Source organism: Paucilactobacillus wasatchensis (genome assembly GCF_000876205.1).
Classification (GTDB): domain Bacteria; phylum Bacillota; class Bacilli; order Lactobacillales; family Lactobacillaceae; genus Paucilactobacillus; species Paucilactobacillus wasatchensis.
The window spans coordinates 1-12,893 of record NZ_AWTT01000049.1; the positions used below are offsets into that span (position 1 = coordinate 1).

A 12,893-nucleotide genomic window follows, 5' to 3' on the forward strand; every position below is an offset into this window, starting at 1 on the left:
TCCAGAAAATCAGCGCTATTATCATCGTAAGCAATTTGTGCAAAATTAGCCAACTGAGCAGTAGTCATATTACTCAAATAATCAGTCAGGCCAGAAACATAACTGTCATCTGATCCTAGAAAGTAGTAATAGAAATAGGCAGCCGCATTCGCTTCAGTTGCTTCTTGCGCAGCATCCGCATTATTAGTAAATGTTCCCATGACTTGTAGCAATCGGTAATTACCCTTATTTGCATTATATAAAGTTTGGAAGTAGGCATTAATTTCATCCAACGTCGCAGCTTGACCATTTAACATGCCAGTACCAACGGCGGTAATCCACTCGAAATCACCCATTGTTACAGCGCTAGCAATATTGCTTGTTGCTTTATTAAAAGCCGTACCACTTGTTGTCCCACCAGCATATGTCAATGGACCGGTCGAGGTAGCAGTCGTGGCATCAGTTTCAGTAACCGTGACTGCTCCTTGTAAATCGGCTGCTTCCACAATCTGCTTAGCCTGATCAATATCAGCTGTAATTGGTAATTCAATAATAGTAGTACCATCACTACCTGTAGAAATAGTAGTTCCTGCTGGTAATTCTGTTTGCAATGCTGCTAACTTAACAGTGTCATCACTAGCAGTTGATGAAGCAGCTGAACTATCTGTGGTTGCAGAACTAGAACTAGCATCATCAGAGGTATCCGATGATGCGTTTGTACTATTACTTGTAGCAGTCGAAGCTGCACTTGATGAAGCCGTTGAAGTCGCAGCCGATGATGCATCACTTGCTGAACTGGTATCTGCAGCTGAACTCTCTGTGTCAATGGCTGAACTTGCACTTGTAGTCGTATCGCTGGTTGCTGATGAGTCACTTGCAGCTTTCAGCGTCACCACTGAACTTGAACTAGCGGCATTCGTCGTCGCAGTTGTTGCTGACTCACTTGAACTATCAGCTACTACTGTATCCGCTTTCACAGATGCTTGATTGATAGCAACGCCCGCTCCAAAGGTTAATAGTGAGATTCCGGCAAACAGCCAATTCTTACCTGCCTTATACATCTTATAGTGTTCTGTCAGCTGCCCGGTATCACGCAACAGCTTCAAATACTTGTTTCCTTTTCGATGATCTGTCATTCTTTACCCCTCCATTTACTAAACCATACATACCATTAATTAATATGGATAATAACTATACACGTTCAGTATATCACCAACATAATCAAATGATAATAATAATTTTAATATTTCCTTAATCTTTTTGCCATTTTATCTTCAATCTTTTTTCACATTATCAACTATCGTTGTCATATCAGTAATTTCAAGCTTATCTATTGATAAGCATTGCTTAAAACCTTTTTTATAAAAAAATAGTTAATCCGGGTTAATTAAAAGCCCGGATTAACTATTTATTTTTATTCTTGAATTTATTAAACTGAAATTTGATCAGTTTCTTTACGATAAAGGTACCGTCGCTCAGCATTCTTCCGCGCTGTCACTGCTTCTTCAAATTCTTTAAAGCTCTTTAACAAGACGTATCGGCCATCAACCATTAGGCGTGCAAACCACATGTCTTCTTTTTTATCGTATGAAACCCCAATGACGCCGCTGCGATTTTTCTTTCCTCGCACAACAGAGGCTTTAAAAACACCGCTATTAAACTTTAAGTTTTCAGCGTTCCCAATATTGGCGCTGAATTTTTCGTTTTGTCGAACTGCCTTGGCTGACAGTTCTGCGCGGTAACAACCACAACTTTTTGTGGCGCCCGTTCTGAGTAGATAACCATCCACTGCTCTGATATTGCCGCAACTACATTGACATAACCAGCAAGCATTACCACTTTGCACTTTTTTCTTCGCCCGCTTGATGACTGTTAATCTACCGAAGCGTCTTCCCGTTAAATCGATCAAAATTACTCCTCCATTTTTTATAGTATTTCGGTCGCAAATTTATTTGTTTACTTTACATCGACTTTATAAGTCTATAATAGACATTTTAAAATGTAAATAGATTCTGTCAATTTTATTATTACAATTTTGTTACCAAAAAAATCCCATTTTCATTGACATCCTTTGCCAGTAAAAATGGGATTACAATTGTCTATTTAATTTTTCTTGCGTGCCAATACCGACCCCAATGCAGTCACAATTGATAGCATCCCCATCCCAATCAAAGCTAACCAGCTGGTTGAAGCCTCATTTGTTTTTGGTAGCACTGATTTTTGTGCCTCCGACCGGTCAGTAACCTGTACTTTCTGAAGCTGCTTAGTATCAGATTTAACCGGTGTTATGGTCGGTGCCCCTGCTGGTGTTTTACCTGGCGTCGGGGTCTTTGGCGGCGTCACAGGTTTACTAGGATTTTCAGGCACTGCATTCTTAGCATAACGCAACACAACGTTCAATGTGCCATCAATCAACTGACCCTGTAGTGCTGCGGAGCCAATGCCGAGGCCAATATAATGATAGCCTGCTATCGTTGCCGGCGTGATCAAGTAACCATTGCCAGCAAGCCCATCTTTATCAATCGCCGTTTGAATTGCCTTACCATTCTGATCGACAAACTCAATATGAATCTTACCCGGTTTTGTTTCCGGCACTTCACCCTCGATTAGTTTGTAGGTGAACGTGACTGTTTGGTCTCCAGCAACAAGCGTCTCTTTATAATTTAAATCAGAAACCACTTTGTACCCATCGATCTCTGGCGCCGTCACATCGTAGTCATTCCCAGCATAGCCATTTTTAACCTGCTCAGTCTTAATTGAATTACCATTTTGGTCTACATACTTCACGTGCAAAGTTGCTGGGTCGTAACTCGGTGTTTCACCTTCAATTAATTCATATTTGAATGTCACTGTCTGGTCTCCAGCAATGAGTGTTCCTTTGTTGTTTGAATCAGAAACCACTTTGTACCCATCAATCTCTGGCGCCGTCACATCGTAGTCATTCCCAGCATAGCCATTTTTAACCTGCTCAGTCTTAATTGAATTACCATTTTGGTCCACGTACTTCACGTGCAAGGTTGCTGGGTCGTAACTCGGTGTTTCACCTTCAATTAATTCATATTTGAAAGTCACGGTCTGGTCTCCAGCAACAAGCGTGCCTTTATAATTTGAATCAGAAACCAATTTATAGCCATCGATCTCTGGTGCGGTAACATCGTACCCGTTACCAGCATAACCATTTTTAACCTGCTCAGCCTTCAGTTCATTGCCATTCTGATCCACGTATTTCACATGCAGTTTAGCTGGTTCATAACTTGGCATTTCACCGTCCACGAGTCCATAAACTAACGTAATATCACCAACTGACGGGCTATACTGACCGGATAAATCAGTGATAATCGCACCGGCCGCATTTTTGGCATACAAATACTTGTAACCGTCCACTGCCGATGTTGCAACCGTCCAGCCAGTATTCAGTTCACCAGAGTAAGCTGTATCTGGGCTAATCGTTCGCCCAGTTTCAGTTTGATAATGAACGTTAAATCCATATGTTGGCGGTGTTTTTGAGAATGTCATTGTGGCACTTTGCGATTGCTCAGTAAACGTGCCCGTTGCTGCGCCAGAAGTACCATATAAGTAGTAACCCTGGCTAATCAGTTCATTGTATACCTTTTGCACATCGCTATTTTGGGTAATTTGATACTTGTCGCCAAGTTTGCCGGTCACCAAAGTTGGTGTATGAATTGTCTCGTTACTACCATCAAGGACGTAATTAACCTGCATATTACCAACTGTATCATCAATAATATATGGCTGAATCACCCACCCAAAATACGGATAACCAACATCCCCTTGGAATGGATCCGTCCAGTAGTAAGTCAAATAGCCGTACTTCACGCCGTTAGCGTTCGTGTAGGCATTCGTACTCAGGTCAGTCCACCCAATCGTTTGACCATTAGTGTTAGTACCAGTCGCCGTACTCTTATAGTTTTGCGCGTACATATACGGATATCCTGGTCGGTCCGCATAATACGGTTCGACACCTAAATTTTGGTCTAATAGATTCCACACTGCTGACGACATTGTGAAACTTGAATGTGAATTCAGCCGAATTGTTGGCAATGAAACGGCCTGAAATGTAATTGCTGAGTGTCCCGATGCTAATGGGTCGCTCATCAATGGCCGCAAATCCGTGATTTGGTTATACGACAGCGAAACGGATGTCAGCTTGGGCTTATTGGCCAACGGCGAAATATCCGAAATTCTGTTAGTGAACATTGTCACTTCTTGCAAGTTATTTAAGTTCGCAAGCGGCGAGATATCCGCAATTAACCCCTGGTTATGACCGAAGCTTAAATTAGGAACGGCGTAAATTCGAATCAGGTTGGTAGCAAATTGAATTCCTTCCAAACTGGTCACATTATATGAATCGACGCTAATCGACCTAAGTTTATTAACCGCGTCCTTGGTAATATCCTTCACAGTTGAGCCGACCGGCAAAATTTGTGGTGGATTGTAGCCACTGCCCGTACTCGTTAACTCTTTGAGAACTGCCAATTGAAAGTTTTTGTCCGGCATCCATGATTCAATTGATTCCACTGCTCGGGCAGCGGACACTGGTGTTGTCACCACAGCCTTTGCCGCTGGTTGCGCGGTAGCAGCAGCACTTGTTGCTTGACTAATTGCGGTTGATGCTGGCATTGCAACAGTGCCGGTACTGCTAGCCACCGCAACTGCTTGTTCACCACTACTAGTTACTGTTTGTGCTTGCTCCGTAACTCTAGCTGCACTTGTTGAAGTTGCTGACACAACGTTGCTATCAGATTGGGAACTAACCGTACTGCTTGGTTGATCACTACTTTGCGAATCACTCGTTGCAGTTACAGCAGTGATTGCCACCACATCCGCCTGGACTTGTTGGTCACCCATCAAATAGCTGCCACCAAAAAACATGATTGAACTCAAACCTGCAATTAGCCACAATTTACCACTTTTATACAATTTAAATCGTTTCTTTACCTCAGTCCCAGTTTTCATTTTACTTCCCCTCCAAAGGCAATCGAACCCACAAACTGACGTATTGTCCCAAAAGAAAGCGTACTCATTATTCTGCCACTAATATAACATGAATTATTAATATCATTAACTAATATGACTCCCAAATGAAAATTTGATGAAGAAACTATGACCAGGCAAATTAAAAGACCGCAAACTGGGTATTTGTACTCCAATTTGCAGCCTTATTTTAATTCTGTTTATCAGATCGATACTTCGTCATTTGTATTTTGATACAGGTACCGTCGTTCCGCATTCTTTCGTGCTGCCACCGCCTCGTCAAAATCTTTAAAGCTTTTCAGCAGTACATAATGACCCTTGACCATCAAGAGAGCAAACCACATATCCTCTTTTTTATCATAAGAAACGCCAATCACTCCGCTGTGATTTTTCTTGCCGCGGACTACAGAAGATTTAAAAATACCACCACTACACTTCAAATTTTCGGTATTACCAATATTGGCACTAAATTTTTTATTATTACACACGGCTTGCGCAGACAATTCAGCGCGATAGCAACCACAACTTTTTGTGCCACCGGTGCGCAACAGGTACCCGTCCACCGATCTAAAATTACCACAGCTACATTGGCATAACCAGCAGGCATTACCACTTTTAATCTTCCGTTTAGACCGCTTAATGACTGTTAATCTGCCAAACCTTTGTCCCGTTAAATCAATCATGTTAATGCCTCCACTTCTGCTAATTGTTGCTGTGTCTGCAAACAATGGTAGCCCGTGAGAAATCTGCAGCACAGATTATTTTGAAAGCGCAATCATTTTCCTACTACAATATAACATAAACCATTAATGACATTAACTAATACACTCATTTGATTAAAATTTGATGAAAAAATAGGATAGTCAGTCGAATAATGACTACTTCGATTAACCATCCTGCATCCGATTTTATTGTTTTGTCGGATTCTTTAACACCCATGCCAGTAGCCAGCCGATTAGCGCGATCCCGAAAAATGTTAAAAACACTGCGCGATAACCGCCCAATTGAGCTGCACTTGCCGACACGCCACTATTCACCTGTCGTGTCATCACAATTCCTAAAATTAGCGTTGCCGCTGCCACACCGGTTGAACCTAAAATTTGACGAATCGTTGTTGTGACCGCTGTACCATCAGGCACTAGTTTACTTGGCAGTGAATTAGCCCCCATCGTGACCGCCGGCATCATGACAAACGCGTTGCCACCCTCGATAATCATTGCGCACAATATCATCACGAGTAAATTCAAGTGGCCGACCAGCAAACTTATCGCCAGCCATCCGACAACGATCATGCTCATCCCCGTCAGCATTACAAACCGAAATCCCAGTTTATCCGCCAATTTACCCGTCAACGGATTGAGGATGCTCAAGAAAACAGCGGCCGGTACCAGCGCCATCCCCGAAATAAACGGCGAAACGTGCAGAACTTCCTGGTAATACAATGGAAAGATAATAGTCGTGACGATCAATGCGATGTAGGACACGCCCGTGAGCAGCACCGCTAAATCAAAGTTGAGCGTCTTTAACACGCGCAGTTCTAATAATGGTGTCGTCAACCGAAATTGTCGCACCACAAACCAGCACATGGCGGCAATACTGACCACTAAAATAACTATGTTCACCAGCCAATTAACGTTCGTTTTGCCAATCTGATTCACCACGTACAAGATACCGATTAGTCCGACTGACAAAATGACGGACCAAAAATCTAGTGTGGCTGGATGTAGTGGCATGACGTTGCGAATCAGTCCACCGATGGCCAGCAAAAATACCAGCGTAATGACAACCATGAAAAAGACAAACAGGCCGCGCCACGTAAAGTAGTTCAGCACAATCCCAGAAACAATCGGACCGCAAGCCAACGCTGACCCCATCACTAATCCGGCCGTTCCCATCGTAGTCGCCCGTTGTTTTTTTGGTGTGATCGTCAGCAAAACCGTTTGAAATGACGGAAACAGAACTCCGACAGCGACTGCTTCCATCACCCGGCCCAACATCATTAACCAAAATGTCGGTGCCACCACAATAATCAATGTTCCAATATCAAAAATAGCTAAAATACTTAAAAATAATGGTTTAAACCTGAGATTATTGAGTAACCACGAACTGATAGGCATCGTGACACACATGATTAGCATGAACCCCGTCGTCAACCACTGAATTGTCGATGCGGGTAAGTTGAAATAGTGCATCAGTGTCGGATACGCCGTGGACAGTGACGACTGACTAATCGACATCGTGAAGGTTCCTGCTAATAATGTAAAAATAAACCAAAATCGATTATACTGCCTACCTTGTTGGTCAATACTTGCTTCCATAACTACCACTCCTATTTAGAATCATTATTACTTAGCTCATAATTCAATTGTAATCAATCACCTCATAAATGCAAGCGCTGATTAATTTTAGGTCAATAAGCTTGGCAGATTGACAAGTTAGTAGTTTAATGAAGAAAAGTTCTAAAGTAAGGAGATGATGCCAGATTATGGCTATTGATGATTATCAACACGCATTGGAACAATTACGGGAGCAAAAAGTCCGTTTGACACCGCAGCGCAAGACAATTTTACAATATTTGATTTCACACCATACTCATCCGAGTGCGGAGATGGTATTTACTGCATTGCAGGACCACGTCGACAAAATTAGTGTCGCCACGGTCTACAACACTTTGAAATTATTTGTTGACCACGGTTTAGTGATTGAGCTCAAAAATGGCGATGGTAGCACCCACTTCGATTATTTCGGCCACCCGCATTATCACGTTGTCTGTGACAACTGCGGCAAAATTACAGATGTTTTTGACGACCAGTTTAGCTCGATTAGCAAATCAATGGAACAAACGACGCGCGATAAAACGGGTTATTTAGTGACTGGTAATCACATTGAAATGCATGGAATTTGTCCCGCTTGTCAGCGTAAGTTACATTTAATTTAGAATAATTATAATTTGATAGATTTAGTTCACACCACTACCACTTGGGAGGAGTTATTATTATGCCAATTAACGTTCAAGCTGCGCAAGATGTATGGAAAGATGTCGGGGAACACGTTCAATTTACTGTACTAAAACTCAATCGTGACAATCCACAAACGGACCGCGAAGTCATTCAAGAATTTACGGACCGCTCACAGGCGATTATTCGTTCATTGCGGATTCGTGATTCTCATTTAGCGGCTGATTCTGGTTTGAAAGTGGCCTTTGGTTTCAGCAACAGCGCGTGGGACTATCTGTTTCCGAACGCGCCTAAACCAAAGGAACTGGAGACGTATACCGGCTTAACTGGGCCAGAATACGAGATGCCCGCCACTGAAGGTGACATTTTCTTTCACATTCGTGCCAGCAATGAAGCCGTCGTTTATGAAACTCAGACACAGTTTCGCCGTTTTTTAAACGATATCACCACCGTGGTCGATGAGACCAAGGGCTTCCGCTACTTTGAGGGGCGCGCCATCATCGGCTTTATTGACGGCACTGAAGCTCCGGCGGTCGAAGATGCCGCCGACTACGCCATCGTAGGTGATGAAGATCCGACGTTCGTTAACGGCTCATACGCCTTCGCACAAAAATGGCACCATAATATGGATTTTTGGGAACATCTCAAAACTGAGGCCCAGGAAAAAGCCGTCGGTCGTGAGAAGTTTACCGACTTAGAACTGGAAGATGAAGATAAGTATCAAAATGCCCACAACGTTAGCTCCAAGGTCGACGTCGATGGTGAGGAACAAAAGATTATTCGGATGAACGTCCCCTACTCTGACCCCGCGGCCGGCAACACCGGAACCTACTTTATGGGGTACTCGCGCCATTGGACGGTTACTAAGTTGATGTTACAACAGATGCTGGATACATCTGACTTCTTGTTGACGTTTTCTACGATTTTGTCCGGCCAGCTGTTTTTTATTCCATCGCGTACCTTGCTTGCTGATATTGCGGATGGGCGGTTTAAATAATCAGAGTGAAAAAAAAGGCGCTTAGATTCTGAGCATAGCCTAGATTAGCGAATGATACGTATTTTGTATCGTTTGCTAATCGTAGCTAAGCGGAAGAATCTGCCTTTTTTTCCACGTTTTTGCTATTAAAGTTAGTAAATTAAAAAATGAGATTCAGGAAATTTTCCATATCTCATTTTTTTGTTCATTATATTTAGTTATCACCAATCTTCAACACGCAAGCACCACGAATATCGCCCTTTTTAACGTACCGTAACGCTTCATCCGCCTTGTCAAATGCGTACGGGGTTGTTTCAGGCTGAATGTCTAACCGGTCTGCCAACGTCAGAAACTCTTCGCCGTCTTTTCTGGTATTACTTTCAACGCTGGTCAAATTCTTTTCGTGGAAAATATGATCCTGATAATTTAATGACGGAATATCTGTCAAATGAATACCTGCTAACGCCAAAGTTCCGCCTGGCACTAAGCCTTCCAGTGCTTTCGGGACAATGTCACCGACTGGTGCAAACATAATGGAAGAATCAAGTTTCACTGGTGGTAAATCATAGGCACCATTCGCTGAAGTCGCCCCCAACTGCAATGCAAATTTTTGTGCATCCTCGCCACGCGTCAATACGTGCACTTCAATTCCTTGGCGGAGGGCAATTTGCGCTGTGATATGCGCGGAACCACCAAAGCCATATAGTCCTAGTCGTCCACCTACTGGTACATTGGCTCTCTCAAACGCCCGGTAACCAATAATGCCAGCGCAAAGTAGCGGTGCGGCAGTAATCGAGTCAAACTTAGCAGGAATATTATAAGCAAAGCCCTCTGGTGCGGTCACGTATTCTGCATAGCCACCATCGTGATCCCAACCGGTGTATTTTGAATATGGACATAGATTCTCACGACCCGACCGACAGAAATGACAAACACCACAGGTCCAACGGAGCCACGGAATACCAATGCGATCGCCAAGCTTAAATCGGCTTGTTTCGGAACCATTGGCCACCACTTCACCAACAATTTCATGCCCAGGAGTAACATGTTCGTGATGCACTGGCAAATCTCCCTCAGACACATGTAAATCAGTGTGGCAGACACCACAAGCTAACACGCGTACCAAAACTTCACCCCTGCCAGGAGTTGGCACTGGCTTGGTTGTAAACTCCAATGGAGATCTCGGACCATCGATCGGTCCGGGGGTCGTTACTTGCCATGCTTTCATCTCAGTCGGTAAATTAGGAACTGCTTCAAATAACTTAGCCATTATTTATTCGCCTCTTAGTTGAATTGATAAAACGATTACTTTGTTGTCTTCATTTTAGTCCGCTGACGAATAAATGCAATTAATACAAAAAAAACACGAATTAAACCCATGATCAGGTTGCATTCGTGTTTTTATTTGTATATAGCAATTTAATAATTTGTTAGTATCAATTTGGCTTAATAGCAGTACTTCTCTTCTTTAACACATACAAAATTAAAAACCAAATGACGGACAAAACTAATGCGATAAAAGTTTCTTTTTTGAAACATAGTATTACTGCTACAGCTGCTAAAAATACCAAAATTAAGTAATCTGAAATAGGATAAAACGGTGTTTTAAATGTAGATGCTTTACCCTTTTGTGTTTTCTTGAATTTCAAATGAGCAAGAATGATGATCGCCCAAATAAATAGGAAGCAAGTTGTTGCTACGCTAGAAACCAGCGTAAATACCTGATCAGGAATAAAGTAGTTCAGCAGAACCGATACCGCAATAATCACGGTTGATATCACCAATGCGTTGGCTGGCACATGGTGCTTTGATAGCTTGCTAATTTTTTTAACACGTGGATTTTTAGACTCAATCGTCAATTCAGCCAACATCCGACCAGTAGTATAAAGTGAACTGTTGCAAGCAGATGCTGCTGCAGTGATAACCACAAAGTTAATCACGCTGGCCGCTGCAGCGATCCCAATATCCTTGAACACCATTACAAACGGACTTTGTGACGGTTGTAAATCATTCCATGGGTAAATACTCATAATAATGAACAATGCACCGACATAGAAAATAATAATTCGAATGGGAATGTCATTAATTGCTTTTGGCAGCACTGTTTCTGGGTCCTGCGTTTCTGCCGCTGTCATACCGACCATTTCAATCCCAATAAAACTGAAAACCACCATCTGAAACGAAAGCAAAAAGCCCTTAATCCCAGTCGCAAAGAAGCCACCATGGCTAACCAGATTCACCACCGACGCATGACCGTTCGGCGTCTTGTAATTCATGAATAATAAAACAACCCCAACTACAATTAATCCAATAATCGCCACAATTTTAATCAAAGCAAACCAGAATTCAACTTCACCAAAGGCACCTACCGTAATGAGGTTGACTCCCAGTAAAATCAGTAAAATCACTAATCCAGGTAACCATTGCGGCACTGATGGCAGCCACAATCTTACATAAATTCCAATTGCGGTCATTTCCGCCATCGCGATTGTGACCCAGCAAATCCAATAGGTCCACCCGGTCACATACCCAATGGTGTCGCCTAAATAGTCACGAATTGCTTCAATAAATGAACGATATTCGATGTTTGAAAGTAACATTTCCCCCAACGCGCGCATCAGGAGAAAACATGCTAACCCTGTGACAATATATGCCACTAAAATTGACGGTCCCGCTAAATGAATTGATTGCCCCGAGCCTAAAAACAGCCCGGTCCCAATTGTGCCACCAATCGCAATTAATTGTACATGTCGGTTTTTCAAGTTTCGCGCTAATCCTGTGGTCTCTTGTTCGGCCAATATTGCTCACTTCTCTCATTTTTTGATAACTTGTTTGCGAAATAATTGTTTTGATCAACCAGTGCAATATTAAAATTATATCGCATAAACGGGTTAATACGCTAATTTAATTTGATCGTTGCCCACTGATTAATACCACTTAAAGTTGCTATAGCAGTAATTAGAACTTTTTTAATTTATTTTAAAATATTAGTAATATTGGATGAGATCACGTATGATAGATAATAACAACTTAAGGAGTAGCTTATCAGCATGAAAGATTGGATTCCATTCATTATTATTTCTATCATAATGCTTGTTATTTTGATTAGATTAATTAGTCGTCATCACGACACATGGTGGCAACGTGTAACTTTATTTTCTGGTTGGTTTTACGCCTACTTTATTTGTCGCATTTGCTTTGCACCTGCCCCATTTGCGTTTACTCCGACTCACGAAATCCATTATTTCTTATTTCATGGGATTATTTTAAATCTGGTTCCGTTTCAAGCAATGGATACCGCCTTCTGGCTTAATGTGGTCATGACAGTTCCAGCCGGAATCTATTATGCCTTGATTTGGCAGCCACACAGCGGTTATTCAATTTTCTTATTTGGTATCTTGACCGGCTTAACCATTGAAACGACCCAGTTCATTATTAACTGGTTTGTGCAACTGGGACGGTGGGTTGAGGTTGACGATTTGATTACCAATGCTGTTGGCGTATGGCTTGGTATTTTAATTATTGTCGCATTAAAACACACACCAGTTAATAGTTGGCTGCAAAAGCTAAAAGTCACTTTCTGATTGCCAGAATATTTGTTACACTAACACTATCGAGGTGAATATTATATGATTACAAATGAACAACGTGCACATGAAATTGCGCTAGCATTGACCAGTGCGAATGCTAAGGGTGCTAAGCCCGTTGAAGCTTACCACACTTATATTAACTATTTACTTCCTATTCTAAGAGAAATTGATGCTGACTTTCCGAATGGGATTAAAGAGCATTTGGATCCCGTTGAAGAAAAAGAATAGTTCTTAGTTCTTTTATTGATTAAACGTGTTTTTCAACCGCAGGAGTCTGCATATAACAATAAAAAGCCTAGTATGATTCATCAGTTTGGACGATCTACTGCTTTATTGCTTAAACGTGTTTTTCAACCGCAGAAGTCTGCACATAATAATAAAAAGCCTAGTATGATT

Annotated in this window: 11 protein-coding genes; 4 read left to right on the top strand and 7 right to left on the bottom strand. The window is 42.0% G+C overall.

Annotated features, from left to right (window positions below; all coding sequences use genetic code 11):
- The 5 genes from WDC_RS08035 to WDC_RS08060 form a co-directional block, all read right to left on the bottom strand.
- Positions 1 to 1,115 (bottom strand): KxYKxGKxW signal peptide domain-containing protein (locus tag WDC_RS08035; RefSeq protein WP_044011350.1); only part of this gene is annotated, 1,115 nt, incomplete at its 3' end.
- 293 nt (positions 1,116 to 1,408) lie between these two features.
- On the bottom strand, positions 1,409 to 1,888 hold the full coding sequence (locus WDC_RS08040; protein WP_052497834.1) for a hypothetical protein: 480 nt from the start codon (positions 1,886 to 1,888) through the stop codon (positions 1,409 to 1,411).
- 194 nt (positions 1,889 to 2,082) lie between these two features.
- Entirely contained in the window at positions 2,083 to 4,956 is a 2,874-nt protein-coding gene (locus WDC_RS08045) for a MucBP domain-containing protein (protein ID WP_044011352.1), read from the bottom strand.
- A 221-nt stretch (positions 4,957 to 5,177) separates the two neighbouring features.
- Positions 5,178 to 5,657, bottom strand: coding sequence for a hypothetical protein (locus WDC_RS08050; RefSeq protein ID WP_052497835.1), 480 nt, complete (start codon positions 5,655 to 5,657; stop codon positions 5,178 to 5,180).
- Between the two features lie 225 nt (positions 5,658 to 5,882).
- Positions 5,883 to 7,292, bottom strand: coding sequence for an MFS transporter (locus WDC_RS08060; protein WP_044011353.1), 1,410 nt, complete (start codon positions 7,290 to 7,292; stop codon positions 5,883 to 5,885).
- Between the two features lie 167 nt (positions 7,293 to 7,459).
- Between WDC_RS08060 and WDC_RS08065 the strand changes: the two genes are divergently transcribed.
- Entirely contained in the window at positions 7,460 to 7,912 is a 453-nt protein-coding gene (locus WDC_RS08065; protein ID WP_044011354.1) for a Fur family transcriptional regulator, read from the top strand.
- 59 nt (positions 7,913 to 7,971) lie between these two features.
- The gene (locus tag WDC_RS08070; protein WP_044011355.1) at positions 7,972 to 8,928 is read left to right on the top strand and encodes a Dyp-type peroxidase; all 957 of its coding nucleotides are present in this window, start codon (positions 7,972 to 7,974) and stop codon (positions 8,926 to 8,928) included.
- Positions 8,929 to 9,121: 193 nt separating this feature from the next.
- Here the strand turns inward: WDC_RS08070 and WDC_RS08075 are convergent, their stop codons facing one another.
- Positions 9,122 to 10,177: a zinc-dependent alcohol dehydrogenase family protein gene (locus WDC_RS08075; protein WP_044011356.1), complete on the bottom strand. Its 1,056-nt coding sequence runs from the start codon at positions 10,175 to 10,177 to the stop codon at positions 9,122 to 9,124.
- 166 nt (positions 10,178 to 10,343) lie between these two features.
- Entirely contained in the window at positions 10,344 to 11,705 is a 1,362-nt protein-coding gene (locus WDC_RS08080) for an amino acid permease (RefSeq protein ID WP_044011357.1), read from the bottom strand.
- A gap of 252 nt (positions 11,706 to 11,957) precedes the next feature.
- Between WDC_RS08080 and WDC_RS08085 the strand changes: the two genes are divergently transcribed.
- Positions 11,958 to 12,491, top strand: coding sequence for a VanZ family protein (locus tag WDC_RS08085; protein WP_044011358.1), 534 nt, complete (start codon positions 11,958 to 11,960; stop codon positions 12,489 to 12,491).
- A 45-nt stretch (positions 12,492 to 12,536) separates the two neighbouring features.
- The gene (locus tag WDC_RS08090; RefSeq protein ID WP_044011359.1) at positions 12,537 to 12,725 is read left to right on the top strand and encodes a hypothetical protein; all 189 of its coding nucleotides are present in this window, start codon (positions 12,537 to 12,539) and stop codon (positions 12,723 to 12,725) included.
- The last annotated feature ends 168 nt before the right edge of the window (positions 12,726 to 12,893 follow it).

Excerpts from the sequence above, each read along its gene's own strand:
- WDC_RS08045 (WP_044011352.1), bottom strand. The coding sequence starts at position 4,956 with ATGAAAACTGGGACTGAGGTAAAGAAACGATTTAAATTGTATAAAAGT.
- WDC_RS08050 (WP_052497835.1), bottom strand. The coding sequence starts at position 5,657 with ATGATTGATTTAACGGGACAAAGGTTTGGCAGATTAACAGTCATTAAG.
- WDC_RS08060 (WP_044011353.1), bottom strand. The coding sequence starts at position 7,292 with ATGGAAGCAAGTATTGACCAACAAGGTAGGCAGTATAATCGATTTTGG.
- WDC_RS08065 (WP_044011354.1), top strand. The coding sequence starts at position 7,460 with ATGGCTATTGATGATTATCAACACGCATTGGAACAATTACGGGAGCAA.
- WDC_RS08070 (WP_044011355.1), top strand. The coding sequence starts at position 7,972 with ATGCCAATTAACGTTCAAGCTGCGCAAGATGTATGGAAAGATGTCGGG.
- WDC_RS08075 (WP_044011356.1), bottom strand. The coding sequence starts at position 10,177 with ATGGCTAAGTTATTTGAAGCAGTTCCTAATTTACCGACTGAGATGAAA.
- WDC_RS08085 (WP_044011358.1), top strand. The coding sequence starts at position 11,958 with ATGAAAGATTGGATTCCATTCATTATTATTTCTATCATAATGCTTGTT.
- WDC_RS08090 (WP_044011359.1), top strand. The coding sequence starts at position 12,537 with ATGATTACAAATGAACAACGTGCACATGAAATTGCGCTAGCATTGACC.